The sequence below is a fragment of the Streptomyces sp. NPDC006487 genome (genome assembly GCF_042870555.1).
Lineage (GTDB): Bacteria > Actinomycetota > Actinomycetes > Streptomycetales > Streptomycetaceae > Streptomyces.
On the sequence record NZ_JBIAHN010000032.1, the window covers coordinates 1 to 13,495 of the forward strand.

A 13,495-nucleotide genomic window follows, 5' to 3' on the forward strand; every position below is an offset into this window, starting at 1 on the left:
ATGCGGACCTCGGAGGCCGACAGCTTCTTGGCGTCGGCGGCGACGTTCTCCTTCGCGGGAGCGTCGTCCTTCTTCGCGTCGGAGCCGTAGCCGCAGGCGGTGAGCAGCAGGGGGAGCGCAGCAGTCAGGGCGATGGCACGCAGGGTGGTGAGCGGTCTTGCGGCAGACACGGAGGTGTCCTTTCACGGGTGGCGGTCGGGGAGGTACGGAGGGAAGTACGGAGACGGGACTCTGGGGACGAAGCGGTACGGAGACGTCGACGGGGAGCCGTCGGCACGCGTGGCGGTCGCACCCGGCCGGGCGGCGGGATCGCTGTCGCTCGAACATGCGGGTGGTGATGTCGGCCGAGGGGCCGAGCCTGCCGACGGTGAGGGGCTGCTCAGTGCCTCAGCGGTGCTCCGCCAGGGGTACCGGGCCCTGCGGCCGGTGTCAGGAAGGCTGACAGATGGCGCTGGACGTACGGACCAGGTCGATGTGCCGGCGGGAGGTCAGGGGCGGGATCCGGCCGGCGCGCTGCAGTGTCCGCACGGCTGCCTCACCCCCTGATTCCTAGTTTTCCCACCTGGTTGGTAGGCATATTGGCAGACAGGGAGACGCGCCCCAAGAGCATGACCATATGCTGGACGGTTGGATCTCGGGATGTGAGAAACCGCAGGTGGGGGAGGGGTGGTGGTTAGGAATTGGTCCAGGCGTCAGGGGCGCGGGACAGGGCTGAGACGTCGGGGGGCAGGTCGGACGACGCGACGTCCGCGAGCGTCACGCCGTCGAGGATCTCGCGCACGTTGGCCCGCAGGGCGATCCAGAGGGGGAGGAGAGCCTGGGCGGGGCCGGTGTACGCCAGGTCGGGGGGGCGGACCCCGCGCACCGAGACGAGCGGTCCGTCCACGACGCGGATCACATCCGCGATGCTGATGGACGCGGCGGGTTTGGCCAGCCAGTATCCGCCGTTGCCACCACGCTGGCTCAGCACGAGCCCGCCCCGGCGCATGTCGTTCAGAATGCCCTCGAGGAACTTGTGCGGGATGTCCTGGGCGTCGGCGATGGCCTCGGCCTTGAGTGGCCCATCATCTTGCGACGCGGCAAGCTGCAGTGCGGCACGTACCGCGTAGTCCGCCCTGGCTGAGATCCGCATGGAGCCATTATCCCGCATGCCCGGGTCCCGCGTCCGCCGCGGGTGCGCGGCCTGCCGCGGGGTGGGTACGGGCACCCGCCCCGCGGCCGGGGATCCGCACCCCGCAGGGGTGCCCCGTGTCAGTGGAAGGCCGCCGCCACCGCACGGTGGGAGCCGTTGAGGTAGTGCTCGCCGATGGAGCGCAGACGGTGCGCGGCAGGATGGTGGGCCGTCAGGACGCGGGCGTTGCGCCAGAAGCGGTCCAGGCCGGGGGCATCGGCGAGTTCCAGCACCCGCGCCGTGACGTGCAGGGCGGCCTTCGACGTCACCGTCTCGGCCGTGGCGACCAGAGCGGCGATGCCCGCGGGTTCCTCGTCACCGAGCTGCGCGCCCCGGTCCAGGGCCTGGGCCATCACCTCGGTCGCACGGTCGACCACGGCGGTGGCCGTCTGGGCGGCTGAGGCGAGTTCCCCGTACGTCAGGAAGAGGTCCGGATCCGCACCGGGCAGTCGTCGGTATGCGTGACCGCCCCTGCTGAGGTCGCGTGCTTCGGTGAGGGCGCCCTCGACGATGCCGAGGCCGACGTGGCACTGGGCCAGCCGGAGCGCCGGATCGGCGAGCGCGGTGAACGGAGCGGTCGGCTCCTCGTCGTACGGGCGGCGTCCCAGCACCTGGCCGGGCGTGACGGTGACCCGGTCGAAGGCCACCTCGCCGGCGCCGACCACGCGCTGCCCGAGGCGGTCGTGGGCGGGTTCGATGCTCATGCGCGGAACGCCGGATGGGATCCGCACGACCAGCACGTCACCGGTCACCGCGCAGACGGCGTCGACCACGATCTGGTCGGCGACGGACACCGCCGTATCCACGAAACGGCGCCCGCTGAGCACGTAGCCGGTGTTGCGGGGCTGCAACGTGAGGTCCGGCCCGCCGGTGTCTTCGTCGGGTGTCGCGGTGCGGATGGCGCCCGTCCACAGCCACTGCTCGCGAACCGACTGCTCTTCGAGGGCGGTCGCGTGGTCGAGGCTCGCGTAGAAGCGTCCGCTCCATGCGTGCACGTAGTGGCGGGCGAGTACGTCGCCGACGGAGCTGTCCGCCGTGGAGAGCTTCCGGATGACGGTGCATCCGGTGCGCCAGTCCGCTCCCCGGCCCGGCCCGGGCGGGGTGAGGCCGGCCGGGAGGCCGGCCTCGCGGAGCCGGGCCACCTCGTCGGTCGGCGGCCTGCCCGCCCGGTCGCGGAAGATGGCGTCCGCGGCGAGGTCGTCCGCCACGTCGTGGGCGGTGCGCAGGAATTGCGCCCGGCGCTGCTCGTCGGCGGACCGGCGGCCGAGGGTGCTCGGTGTCGTCGGCACGGGAGTCACCGACAGGCCCGGGCGTCGCCGCATGGCGCTGGGGCTGGGCGGACGTCGGTGCCATGGGGGGTGGCGGTGGTCATGTCGGATACTCCGGAACGTCGTTGGGGGTGTCGGCCGGTTGCTCGCTGGGTGGCGCGGGAGGCGCTCGTGCCGGGCTTCACCGAATCCCCACCTTTCCCATCGGATTGATAGGGATACTTGCCCGAAGTGGCCTTCCCGGCAAGTGCGTGACCGCATGGCGGACAGTCCCGTCTCTCCATGAGAGATGACATGGGGTCGGGAGACCCTCGGGAGGCCTGATTCCCTATAGGATCGGTAGGGAAGTGTTGACGCGGTCCCGTCGGGCACTCCACGATGTGTTCATGTCCCCGTCGCAGCCGTTGCTCGTACGCCGCAGGCACGTTGACTTCCATCTCGTCGCCAGCGCCGTCTGCCGACCCGTCTGAGGTTCTCCGACAGGGCATTTCCACGTCGCGCGGAGGTGTTCCGGCCGCCGCTTCTCTCCGCGTGCCTTCCTCTCCGACGGGCAGCGGTTCGTCTGGCGCCGGCCCCTCCGGGTCTCCCTGCCGAGTCGCTGCGGGTGCGCCGCGTGTACGGCATGCCCGCCCTCTCCGCCGGAACCGTCATGGATCCGCCATGGGCTCGCCGTGGATCCGCCAGGCCCGGTCGTGGCCGAACACCCGGCATCCGCACTTCACTCCGAGCAGCCGAAGGGGCTCATCGTGACCGCCGCACTTCCCGAACCCGCCACCCGTCGTTCCCCTGCACCCCGACTGCAGCTGGTCGGTGACCACCCTGCCGTCGTGCCCGCCCACGCAACGCACGGGGGCCGCGTCGGGTACCTCGTGTTCCTGCCGGCGAACGTGGACCCGGTGGCTCTGATGAGAGCGCACGGCGTGCGCCCGGAGGTCCATCCCTTCGAACTCGGGGCCTCGCATGCTCCCGATGTGAAACCGGCCCCCCAGCCCGGGCCCGTCCACTCCGACGACGCCATCCGGGTCGATCGGGAACGCCGACTGGTCGAGGTCGACGGGCGCGAACTGGATCTGACCTACCTGGAGTTCGACCTGCTCTCCCACTTCGTGGCCCACCCGCACACGGTTCACACCCGGGATGCGCTCATCTCGGGCATCTGGGGGTACGGGCACGTCGGCGACGGCCGCACCGTCGACGTCCATGTGGCCCGGCTGCGCCGCAAGCTCGGCCCCGCCTACCGGGGCCGCATCTCCACGGTGCGGCGCGTGGGCTACAAATACGTGCCCGACCACCAGTAGCCTCCGGAGCCGGTCCGTGAACCGGACCGGCGGACTCCGGGCGGCAAGGAAGCGGTGTCTAGGCTGAAAGAGACGGCCCTAGCCGGCCTTGAGGGTGCCGCCGTCGATGACGTGGTCGGCGCCGTGGATGTTGGCGGCGCGTTCGGACAGGAGGAAGGCGACCAGGTCGGCGACCTCTTCGGGTGTGGTGACGCGTCCCGATGCGAGGCCGAACTGCCCGGGAATGTTCGCGAGCAGGTCGCTGTGGCTGACTCCGTAGGCGTCGGCCACCTTGCCGCCGAAACCGTTCGGGTCGGTCCACAGCGGGCTCGAGACGAAGCCGGGGGAGACCGTGTTGACGCGCACGCCGCGTGACGCGAGTTCCTCGCTGAGCCGCTTGCTGAGCTGGTTCAGTGCCGCCTTGGCCTCGGCGTAGCCGACCGGTGAGCCGGCGGGTACACGGGCGTTGATCGACGAGATGTTGACGATCGCGCCCCGGCGCTCCAGGATGCTCGGCAGCGCCGCCCGGGTCGTCCAGACCGCGCTGAACAGGTTGAGGTCGAAGACGGCCTGCCATTGATCGTCGTCCACGTCGAGGAAGCCGCCCAGGGGCAGTGCGTCCGGATCGCCCGCGCCGACGTTGTTGACCAGGAAGTCGATCCCGCCGACCGCGTCGATGGCCTCCCCGACCACCCTCGTCGCCCCTTCGCGCGTGCTCAGGTCGACGGACACGGTGGCGGCGGCGGCCTTCTCCAGTTCGGGCGTGATGGTGCGTGCGGCGCCCACCACCCGCACGCCTTCTGCCGCCAGGGCCTGGCTGATGGCGAGGCCGATGCCTCGGCCCGCACCGGTGACGAGGGCGGTCTTCCCGCTGATTCCGAGGTCCATGACTCCACTTTCTTGTGGCTACAGGCTTTTGAGCCACAGGTCTTTTGAACTACAGGTTTTTTGAACTACAGGTCAAAAACTAGGGCGTAAAAAAGGCCCCGGCAGGGGCCTCGTGGGTCAGAGACCCGCCAGAGCCGTGTCGATGACCCCGTACAGGGTCGGTCGGTCGAAGGTCTTGGTCATGACGCGCAGCCCCATGATGGTGCTCAGGAGGAACTGCGCCTGCGTCCTGGCGTCGACTTCGGGGGCGACGTCACCGTCGCGGCGGCCCTGCTCGATGCGGTCGGTGAGGAGCTGGATGGTGCGCTGCCCCATGCGGTGGACCGCCTGGGTCGCCTCCTCGTCCCGCCCGCCGAGTTCCAGTGCGGTGTTGGTGCCGAAGCAGCCGCGCCTGACCGGCCCGTCCAGGTCCGTGTCCACGAGGAGGGTCAGGTAGTCGCGGATGCATTCCTTGGTCGTGCTCGGCCGGGCGAGGAACTCCTCGGTCATTTCCGAGCCGGCGCGACCGTAGAGCTCGAGGGCCTTGCCGAACAGCTCGCGCTTGGATCCGAAGGCGTGGTACAGGCTGCCCTTGGCCACCCCGGTGGCCTCGGCGAGGTCCGCGGGGGAGGTGCCGGCGTAGCCGTTGGTCCAGAACGCCTCCATCGCCTGTGCGATGACCGCGTCCGGTTCGAAGTTCTTCGGCCTGCCCATGACGCCACGCTATCGATTGTTGACCTCAAGGTCAACAATGCTGCCCGGCCTCGTGGTCCAGGCATACAATCCGAGCTTCCGGACCGAAGGAGTCACCTCCCGTGATCGTGATAGCCCACCTCAGCGACGTCCACCTCGACGGCGGGGAGCGGGCCGCCGAGCGGACCCGCGTCGTCATGGAGTACCTGGAGGGGCTCCCGTACGCGCTCGACGCGGTCCTGGTGAGCGGGGACATCGCCGATCACGCGCGCCCGGAGGAGTACGAGGAGGCGCGCAAGGCCCTCGGCTCCCGCCATCCGCTGGTCGTCTGTCCCGGGAACCACGACGACCGGGCCGCCTTCCGGCGCGGTCTGCTGGGGGAGGAACGCCCCTCCGGGGCTCCGGTCGACCAAGTATTGCGGGGCGACGGCTTCGTCCTCGCGGTGTGCGATTCGTCCGTCCCCGGTGAACACCGCGGGTACCTGGAGGAGTCGACGATCGGTTGGCTGGACGGGGTGCTCACCGACACTCCGCGCGAAGTGCCCGTACTGGTCGCCTTCCACCATCCGCCCGTTCCGCTGCACATCCCGTACGTGGACGGCCTCCGGCAGTTCGGCGAGGAGCGGCTGGCGGCGCTGGCCGAGCGGCACCCGCACCTGACGGCGTTCCTGTGCGGGCACGCCCACGCCGGCGCGGCGACCACTTTCGCGGGGCGGCCGCTGCTCGCGGCTCCCGGCGTGGTGTCCACGACCCGGCTCCCGTGGGAGGCGGCGTCCGGGGAGAGCGAGTACGTCCACACGGACGAGCCGCCGGCCGTCGCCTTCCACGTGATCGGCGAGGACGGGCGGCTGACGACCCACTACAGGGTGGTCGTGGCCCGCCGGTAGCCGGAGCCGTCGCGGGTGCGGGTGAGGTGCCCGGCGATGACCAGGTAGCGCCGCAGAGCCGCGCAGTCCTCGTGGACGGTGAGCAGCAGGTCGTTCACCTCCGGCTCCGTGTACGCGCGGTCGGCCGCGAAGAGGGTCTCGGTGAGGTGGGCGAGCAGTTGCTCACGGCGGGCCGCCTTGCGCGGGATGGCCGTGAGACGGCCGCCGGCGGTGAAGAGGTCGGCGACGCCGCGCCGGGTGCGCGTGCTGGTTTCTGCGGTGCTTTGGGACATGCCATGGAGCTTCACCCGGCCGGTCGCCCCGGGGCAACGGATTTTCCGCACGCGCGAAGTCATCACGCGCGAAGTCGCACGCGTGAAAAGTGACGGTCGTTCATCTTACTGAGTGGTAGCCCCTGCCAGTACCCTCCCCGTGACCGGTTCCTGCCCCCCACGGAGGAGCACGTATGCGACGTCCCACCACGCGCACGAGAGCTCGCACGAGAACTGCCGTCGCCACCGCACTGATCGCCCTCGGAGCGGCCCTGCTGACCCCGGCCGCCCCGGTCGCCTCGGCGGCCGACGCGCCGGTGCCACTCCCGATCGCCGACTACGCCGACTATTGCGGCGGGCAGTGCGCGGACATCCTGCCGCCCGGCCAGAGCGGCAACGCCACCCTCGCGCAGATCCTCGCCCACAAGGCGTTCGGCACGCTGCCCGCCCACACCTCCGACCAACTGGCGCGCTACGACTCCCTGGTGGCCGGCTATCCCGGTCTCACCGACGCCAAGGTCAACGAGTTCTTCAACGACGCCTCCTTCGGCGTCCCGGCCGACCAGGTCGAGTCCACGAGCAGCCCGCGCTCCGACGTCACCATCACCCGGGACAAGAAGAGCGGCGTCCCCCACATCAAGGGCACCACCCGCTACGGGACTTCCTTCGGCGCCGGCTACGCGGCCGCACAGGACCGGCTCTGGCAGATGGACCTCTTCCGGCACGTCGGCCGGGGCGATCTCACCCCCTTCGCGGGCGGAGCCCTCGCCAACCAGGGCCTGGAGCAGCAGTTCTGGCCGCAGGCCCCGTACACCGAATCGGATTTCCAGGCCCAGGTGGACCGGATCCGGACCGTGGAGGGCGAGCGCGGGCGACTCGCGATGGAGGACGCCCAGGCCTACGTCGACGGAATCAACGCCTATCGCGTGCAGTCCAAGAACGGCCGCTACTTCCCCGGCGAGTACGTGCTGACCGGGCACATCAATTCGATCACCAACGCCGGTGAGATCCAGCCCTTCAAGCTCACCGACCTGATCGCCCTCGCCTCCGTCGTGGGCGGACTGTTCGGCGGCGGGGGAGGCGGCGAAGTACAGGCCGCGCTCTCCCTGTTGTCCGCGCAGCAGAAGTACGGCCTGGAGGAGGGCACCCGGGTCTGGGAGTCCTTCCGTGAGCGCGAGGACCCGGAGGCCGTGCTCACCGTCCACGACGGGACGAGCTTCCCCTACGCCCAGAAGCCCGCCGACCCGCAGGGCGCGGCCCTGCCCGACGCCGGCTCGGTCACCGCCGAGCAGCTCGTCTACGACCGTACGGGCTCGGCCGCGACCGCCGCCGCGGCGAACCCGCCCAGGCCGGTGAAGCAGAGCATGTCCAACGCCCTGCTCGTCTCCGGAGCGAAGACCGCGAGCGGCCACCCGGTCGCCGTCTTCGGCCCGCAGACCGGCTACCTCGCGCCCCAACTCCTCATGCTCCAGGAGCTCCAGGGGCCGGGCATCAGCGCGCGCGGCGCCTCCTTCGCGGGCGTCAGCATGTACGTACAGCTCGGTCGGGGCCAGGACTACGCCTGGAGTGCCACCTCGGCCGGCCAGGACATCACCGACACCTTCGCCGTCGAACTGTGCGAGCCCGGCGGGGGCGCCCCCACCAGGGCGAGCGCCTCGTACGTCTACCGCGGGGCCTGCACGCCCATGGAGAAGCTGGAACACACCAACGCCTGGAAGTCCTCCGTCGCGGACTCCACCCCCAACGGTTCCTACCGGATGCAGGTGTGGCGCACCCATTACGGCATCGTCACGCACCGCGCGACCGTCGCGGGCAAGCCCGTGGCCTACACCGCGCTGCGCTCCACGTACCGCCACGAAGCCGATTCGATCATCGGCTTCCAGATGTTCAACGACCCCTCCTACGTGAAGGACGCCCGCACCTTCCAGGAGGCGGCCCAGCACATCGGCTACGCCTTCAACTGGTTCTACGCCGACTCGCGCGAAGCGGCCTACTACAACAGCGGGTCGAACCCGGTGCGTCCGGCGGGCGTCGACGCGGCGCTTCCCATCCAGGGCAAGCAGATCTACGAATGGCAGGACTTCGACCCGGCGGCCAACACCGCGGCCTACACTCCGCCGTCCGAGCATCCACAGTCCATCGGCCAGGACTACTACGTCAGTTGGAACAACAAGCAGGCCAAGGGGTACGCCGCGGCCGGATTCGGGATGGGCTCCGTGCACCGCGGCGACCTCCTCGACCAGCGCGTCAAACCACTCGTCGCGGCGGGTGGCGTGACCCGGGCCAAACTCACCCAGGCCATGGCAGACGCGGCCGTCACCGACCTGCGTGCCGAGAACCTGCTGCCCGAGCTGCTGGCCGTGCTGCGCGGCGCGCCCGTCACGGATCCGGCCGTCGCGGCCGCGATCGACAAGCTCACCGCGTGGCAGGCCGCGGGTGCCGAGCGCAAGGAGACCGCGCGCGGGTCGAAGACGTACGCGCACGCGGACGCCGTACGGATCATGGACGCCTGGTGGCCGCTCCTCGTCGAGGCCGAGTTCAAGCCCGGCCTCGGGGCGCCGCTCTACGATGCCCTGCGCGCCTCGCTGACCATCGACGAGGCGCCCAACGCGGGTCACGGGCCCACGGGTTCGCACGCCGGATCGGCCTTCCAGTACGGCTGGTGGAGCTACGTGGACAAGGACCTGCGTACGGTCCTCGGCCGCCCGGTGTCCGGACCGCTGGCCCGCGCCTACTGCGGGGGCGGCTCGCTCTCCGGGTGCCGGGACGCCGTGACGGCGACGCTCAAGCAGGCCGCCGCCGCCGCCCCCGCCGCCGTGTATCCGGCGGACGGGATCTGCGCCGCGGGCAACCAGTGGTGCGCGGACGCGATCGTGCAGCGTCCGGTGGGCGGCCTGGCCCACCCGCAGATCAACTGGCAGAACCGGCCCACCTATCAGCAGGTGGTGGAGTTCCCCGCCCACCGCTGAGGCCCCTTCGTGCGGGAAGTGCACGAAGGCCCGACGGTCCCGGAGTGATCCGGGACCGTCGGGCCTCCTCGCACTCGTCCCGGCGGTGGGGCCCGCCGACGAGTTGGCGCGGGGCGGTCGGGAGACCGGCGCGCGGGACGTACCGGCAGGTCACGCGCCGCGGGGCTGCTCGCGCCGCTTGACCGCACGCAGGACCACGAACTTCGGCTCGCTCGAAGCGACTTCGCTGTTGCCGAAGAGGCGGCGCAGGTGGGTGTGGTAACCCATGTGGCGGTTGGCCACCACCCACAGCTCACCGCCCGGCCGCAGCACCTTGCGCGACTGCGCGAACATCCGCAGTGCCGTCGCGTCGGTCGTTGCCTGGTGGGAGTGGAAGGGCGGATTGCAGAGCACCAGGTCCACCGAACCGGGCGGCAGCATCGAGACCCCGTCCCCGACGATGAACTCGGCGCGGTCCAGGCGTCCTTGGATATTGGCGCGGTACGTGGCCTCGGCCGAGGCCACCGCCTGGTACGACTCGTCCGTGAAGACGACCTCGGCCTCCGGGTCGGCGACGGCGACGGCAGTGCCGACGATGCCGTTGCCGCAGCCCAGGTCGACGACGCGGGCCCCGTCCGTGTTGGTCGGAATGCTCTGCAGGAAGAAGCGGGTGCCGACGTCGAGGCGGTCCGCGCAGAAGATCCCGGCGTGGTTGACCACGGTCAGGCCGGAGCCCGACCCGGCGTCCTGGTCGACGGTGTACGTCACCGGCCACGGACCGTCGGTCCGGGGATGCGCGGCTCCGGGGTTCCCCGGCGTGCAGAAGATCAGCCGGGCCTTCTTCTCGGCCAGCGAGGTCTTCGTCGGGCCGAGGATCTTCTCGAAGAGCCGCAGCGTGGAGGTGTGGATCTCCTTCACCATGCCGGTGCCGACGACCACGGTGCCCGCGTGCACGTGCGGGGCCAGGCGGTAGAGCATGTCCTCCAGCAGCGCCAGGCTCTTGGGCACCCGCACCAGGAGCACGTCGATCCGCTCCGGCGGCGCGTCCTGCGTCGTCAGGAGGGTCACGGTGCTCTTGGCGGTGCCGATGCCGTTGCGGTCCAGGTTGGCCGCGGTGGCGGAGCGGGTCAGGCTGGAGTCGGTGATCTGGGTGGGGTGGTGCGCGGCCAGCGCCGTCGTCAGCGCCCCCCAGCGGTCACCGATCACGGTGATCTGCCCGGCGCCGGCCAGATCCACCGGGCCGCGTTCACCCGTACCGGATTCGAGGTGGCGGAGCAGGTACTCGTCGGCGGCGTCCCATGCGAAGAGCCGGTCGCGCGGGTCCTCGGGGAAGCGGGCGAGCTCGTAGGAGCCGAAGGGCGTGGTCAGACGGTTCATATTGCCCCCAGGCTAACCGAGGGACCGCCCCGGTCCCGCACGGGCGGGGCCGGGAGAGTGGGCGGCGGGGCACGCGCCCCGCCGCAGGCCCACCCGCGACCCGGTTGCGGACCGGGTCCCGGACCGGGTCCGTACCCCCTCCGCGACCAGTCCTCCTCGTCCTCCCCGCTGCCGCTACTCCGGGAAGTCCCCGGCCATCGCGGCGGCGATCCGCAGGTACGCGGCCGCCTCGGCGGCCCGGCCCTGGCGCTCCAGGGTCCGCCCGAGCATCAGCTGTGCGTAGTCCTCCACGGGCCAGCGGTCCAGGACGGCACGGAGCTCGCGCTCGGCCTTGGAGAGCTGCGCGGAGTGGTAGTAGGCGCGGGCCAGCAGCAGCCGCGGAGCCAGCAGCTCGGGGGCCTCGGCCGCCACGCCGTGCAGGACGCGGGCGGCGTTCGCGTACTCCTTCGCCTCGAAGAAGAGCAGGCCGCGGTCCCAGCGCTCGGCGGCGGTCCCGTGCTCCAGGTAGCCCTGCTGCCCGTCGATCGCGCCCATGACGTCCATCGGATCCCTTCCGCCGTACAGGTGCCGTGCCCTGTTCTGCCCATCGCACTGTCCGGCTGCTCAACACGTGGATCCGTACGCACATTCCCATGACCTCGGGGGCGGCGCCGGGACTAAGTTGTGCGGTATGAGCAATCTCGATCGCCAGCCCGCTCTCTCCACCTGCGGCGGCCGCGGCTTCGTCGTCGCCGAGCCCGTACGCGAGCTCCTGAGCCCGCGCACCGTCAAACTCGGCGAGTCCACCGAGGTCCGCCGGCTTCTGCCGAACCTGGGCCGCCGCATGGTCGGCGCCTGGTGCTTCGTCGACCACTACGGCCCCGACGACATCGCCGACGAGCCCGGCATGGCGGTGGCACCGCACCCCCACTCGGGCCTCCAGACGGTCAGCTGGCTCCACGAGGGCGAGGTGCTGCACCGCGACAGCGTCGGCAGCCTGGCGACGATCCGCCCGCGCGAGCTCGGCCTGATGACCTCCGGCCGGGGCATCAGCCACTCCGAGGAGAGCCCGCGCCCGCACGCCCGCTTCCTGCACGGCGCGCAGCTGTGGGTGGCCCTCCCGGACGCGCACCGCGACGTGGACCCGCACTTCCAGCACCACGCGGACCTCCCGCAGGTCACCGCCCCGGGCCTGATGGCAACGGTCATCCTGGGCACCCTGGACTCGGCGACCTCGCCCGGAACCGCGTACAGCCCGATCGTCGGCGCGGACCTGACCCTGGCGGCGGGCACGGAGGCCAGGCTCCCGCTGAACCCGGACTTCGAGTACGCGGTCCTGTCGATGTCGGGCGAAGCCCACGTCGACGGCGTCCCGGTCCTCCCGGGCGCCATGCTCTACCTCGGCTGCGGCCGCACGGACCTCCCCCTGCGCGCGGTCTCGGACGCCGGCCTGATGCTGCTGGGCGGCGAGCCGTTCGAGGAGGAGATCGTGATGTTCTGGAACTGGATCGGACGGTCACACGATGATATCGCGCAGGCCCGTGAAGACTGGATGAACGGGTCCCGGTTTGGCGAAGTGAAGGGCTACGACGGCCCTCCGATTCCGTCTCCCGAACTCCCGCCGACGCACCTGAAAGCCAGGGGAAGAGTGCGTTGACCTGCTGGTCTGTGTGGGGCGAGGGTCGGGTGCTGTGCTCGATCCCGGCCCTCCGGTCTTGACTTCGCAGGGGAGGCCGCCGGACATGGTGCGAGAGCCTTCGGCGCCGACGGTCGAGTCTCATGTCTTGCAGGCTGTTACCGAGTTTGGTCGAACGAATGCTGACCTTTTGCTGACTCCAATGACGGGTAGTCAGATCTAGCCGCTGGCTGGTCGAGTCCTCTTGCCTCCGAAGGGCGGGGGTAGCCGCCGCTGCACCGTCGGCTCCTGCGATCGTGCCGTCGGACCCGGCCGGGGAGTTCGATCCGTGGATGAAGTGTGCGTGGCGGATCTTGTGCGCAAGTGACAACGTTCGCGCCCTGGTTGCCGTAGTGGGGAACTGCCATGAGAGTTGGCCCTGCTCAACTCGTCGCCGTACGAGCAGTACTCGACCCTCATGAACCACGACGGCCCCGGCAACCCGACGCTGAGGTGGAGCATTGTCATTCAGCGACGTCTCTCGGTCACTCACGGCAGCTGCAGCAGTTTGGGGTGAGGAGGTCTTTGGGCGTCGGCGGGACGCCGGGGCCTGGTGATTGTCGCAAGCCCCTCGTCGTTACTGCGATGAGCTGCACGGGTGCCGCTCTCCGATCCTCATCCCTCGAAGAGCATCTCTTCCACTGCGGTCGGCGCCGTTGCCTCCTGCTGTGCGCGCTCGAACTCGAGCTGCCATGCTCGCGCCTCGGCGTAAGCGACGTGGACCATGCTGCCTGGACACAGCACCAGTGCCCGGGGTTCGATCTTGTGGTCCTTGATGGATCCGTACCCGATCCGTTTGGTAGGCAGCAAGGCGTGCGGAACGGAGCAAGAGGGGCATGGGGCCTTCGGAAGGGTCGCCATGCCACCAGGATGGCCTAATGAGCCCCGGCGCGGCAGGGAGCGCGCGAGTGCGCACTGTGGCACGTCGGCAAGTTGGCATCCACTACGGGGCGAGCTACGGCTTTCCTCGTCGGCGTTGCTGCGCCCGTGCCTGGTGCTCGGCCTGGCGGTCCCGCTCGGTACGCGCTTCTGCCAAACGAGGTCGGAGGTCGGGTTATGCAGGACGAGGAGCTCGAGACCGGCCACGCCGCAGTGTTCCCGG

At 70.5% G+C, this 13,495-nt stretch carries 13 protein-coding genes and 1 pseudogene; 4 read left to right on the top strand and 10 right to left on the bottom strand.

The window, feature by feature from the left end; genetic code table 11:
- Nucleotides 1-429: 429 nt before the first annotated feature.
- From ACFYM0_RS36620 to ACFYM0_RS36630, 3 genes are all read right to left on the bottom strand, one after another.
- Nucleotides 430-528: a putative leader peptide gene (locus ACFYM0_RS36620; RefSeq protein WP_388509671.1), complete on the bottom strand. Its 99-nt coding sequence runs from the start codon at nt 526-528 to the stop codon at nt 430-432.
- A 145-nt stretch (nt 529-673) separates the two neighbouring features.
- Nucleotides 674-1,132 carry an Rrf2 family transcriptional regulator gene (locus tag ACFYM0_RS36625; protein WP_327256492.1) on the bottom strand — a complete coding sequence of 153 codons (459 nt, stop codon included), beginning with the start codon at nt 1,130-1,132 and terminating at the stop codon, nt 674-676.
- Between the two features lie 119 nt (nt 1,133-1,251).
- Nucleotides 1,252-2,460: an acyl-CoA dehydrogenase gene (locus ACFYM0_RS36630; protein WP_388509674.1), complete on the bottom strand. Its 1,209-nt coding sequence runs from the start codon at nt 2,458-2,460 to the stop codon at nt 1,252-1,254.
- An 806-nt stretch (nt 2,461-3,266) separates the two neighbouring features.
- On the opposite strand from ACFYM0_RS36630, the gene ACFYM0_RS36635 reads away from it, so the two are divergent.
- Nucleotides 3,267-3,737 (top strand): winged helix-turn-helix domain-containing protein, encoded by a 471-nt coding sequence (locus ACFYM0_RS36635; protein WP_388509677.1) that lies wholly within the window; start codon nt 3,267-3,269, stop codon nt 3,735-3,737.
- A 78-nt stretch (nt 3,738-3,815) separates the two neighbouring features.
- Here the strand turns inward: ACFYM0_RS36635 and ACFYM0_RS36640 are convergent, their stop codons facing one another.
- Complete coding sequence (locus ACFYM0_RS36640; RefSeq protein ID WP_388509679.1) at nt 3,816-4,604, bottom strand: SDR family oxidoreductase; 789 nt, start codon at nt 4,602-4,604, stop codon at nt 3,816-3,818.
- Nucleotides 4,605-4,721: 117 nt separating this feature from the next.
- The gene (locus ACFYM0_RS36645) at nt 4,722-5,297 is read right to left on the bottom strand and encodes a TetR/AcrR family transcriptional regulator (RefSeq protein ID WP_388509682.1); all 576 of its coding nucleotides are present in this window, start codon (nt 5,295-5,297) and stop codon (nt 4,722-4,724) included.
- Nucleotides 5,298-5,398: 101 nt separating this feature from the next.
- On the opposite strand from ACFYM0_RS36645, the gene ACFYM0_RS36650 reads away from it, so the two are divergent.
- Entirely contained in the window at nt 5,399-6,163 is a 765-nt protein-coding gene (locus tag ACFYM0_RS36650) for a metallophosphoesterase (protein ID WP_388509685.1), read from the top strand.
- On the opposite strand, the gene ACFYM0_RS36655 is transcribed toward ACFYM0_RS36650, so the two are convergent.
- A complete protein-coding gene (locus tag ACFYM0_RS36655) occupies nt 6,136-6,435 on the bottom strand; it encodes a DUF2087 domain-containing protein (RefSeq protein WP_388509687.1) in 300 nt (99 codons plus the stop codon). The two genes, ACFYM0_RS36650 and ACFYM0_RS36655, sit on opposite strands and share 28 nt — an antisense overlap.
- A 173-nt stretch (nt 6,436-6,608) precedes the next feature.
- Between ACFYM0_RS36655 and ACFYM0_RS36660 the strand changes: the two genes are divergently transcribed.
- Nucleotides 6,609-9,383 (top strand): penicillin acylase family protein, encoded by a 2,775-nt coding sequence (locus ACFYM0_RS36660; protein ID WP_388509690.1) that lies wholly within the window; start codon nt 6,609-6,611, stop codon nt 9,381-9,383.
- Nucleotides 9,384-9,533: 150 nt separating this feature from the next.
- On the opposite strand, the gene ACFYM0_RS36665 is transcribed toward ACFYM0_RS36660, so the two are convergent.
- Together ACFYM0_RS36665 and ACFYM0_RS36670 are read right to left on the bottom strand one after the other, a co-directional pair.
- The gene (locus ACFYM0_RS36665) at nt 9,534-10,739 is read right to left on the bottom strand and encodes a methyltransferase (RefSeq protein WP_388509692.1); all 1,206 of its coding nucleotides are present in this window, start codon (nt 10,737-10,739) and stop codon (nt 9,534-9,536) included.
- Between the two features lie 174 nt (nt 10,740-10,913).
- Nucleotides 10,914-11,282 (bottom strand): tetratricopeptide repeat protein, encoded by a 369-nt coding sequence (locus ACFYM0_RS36670; RefSeq protein ID WP_388509695.1) that lies wholly within the window; start codon nt 11,280-11,282, stop codon nt 10,914-10,916.
- A 127-nt stretch (nt 11,283-11,409) separates the two neighbouring features.
- Between ACFYM0_RS36670 and ACFYM0_RS36675 the strand changes: the two genes are divergently transcribed.
- Complete coding sequence (locus ACFYM0_RS36675; RefSeq protein WP_388509698.1) at nt 11,410-12,375, top strand: pirin family protein; 966 nt, start codon at nt 11,410-11,412, stop codon at nt 12,373-12,375.
- A 373-nt stretch (nt 12,376-12,748) separates the two neighbouring features.
- On the opposite strand, the pseudogene ACFYM0_RS36680 reads toward ACFYM0_RS36675, so the two are convergent.
- Both ACFYM0_RS36680 and ACFYM0_RS36685 read right to left on the bottom strand, forming a co-directional pair.
- A pseudogene (locus ACFYM0_RS36680) lies at nt 12,749-12,865 on the bottom strand (NUDIX hydrolase); the annotation flags it as partial.
- A gap of 143 nt (nt 12,866-13,008) precedes the next feature.
- Complete coding sequence (locus ACFYM0_RS36685; RefSeq protein WP_388509701.1) at nt 13,009-13,203, bottom strand: hypothetical protein; 195 nt, start codon at nt 13,201-13,203, stop codon at nt 13,009-13,011.
- Nucleotides 13,204-13,495 lie beyond the last annotated feature (292 nt).

What these genes read in the sequence shown, in the direction of transcription:
- ACFYM0_RS36625 (WP_327256492.1), bottom strand. Translation starts at nt 1,132, where the DNA reads ATGCGGATCTCAGCCAGGGCGGACTACGCGGTACGTGCCGCACTGCAG.
- ACFYM0_RS36640 (WP_388509679.1), bottom strand. Translation starts at nt 4,604, where the DNA reads ATGGACCTCGGAATCAGCGGGAAGACCGCCCTCGTCACCGGTGCGGGC.
- ACFYM0_RS36645 (WP_388509682.1), bottom strand. Translation starts at nt 5,297, where the DNA reads ATGGGCAGGCCGAAGAACTTCGAACCGGACGCGGTCATCGCACAGGCG.
- ACFYM0_RS36655 (WP_388509687.1), bottom strand. Translation starts at nt 6,435, where the DNA reads ATGTCCCAAAGCACCGCAGAAACCAGCACGCGCACCCGGCGCGGCGTC.
- ACFYM0_RS36660 (WP_388509690.1), top strand. Translation starts at nt 6,609, where the DNA reads ATGCGACGTCCCACCACGCGCACGAGAGCTCGCACGAGAACTGCCGTC.
- ACFYM0_RS36665 (WP_388509692.1), bottom strand. Translation starts at nt 10,739, where the DNA reads ATGAACCGTCTGACCACGCCCTTCGGCTCCTACGAGCTCGCCCGCTTC.
- ACFYM0_RS36670 (WP_388509695.1), bottom strand. Translation starts at nt 11,282, where the DNA reads ATGGACGTCATGGGCGCGATCGACGGGCAGCAGGGCTACCTGGAGCAC.
- ACFYM0_RS36675 (WP_388509698.1), top strand. Translation starts at nt 11,410, where the DNA reads ATGAGCAATCTCGATCGCCAGCCCGCTCTCTCCACCTGCGGCGGCCGC.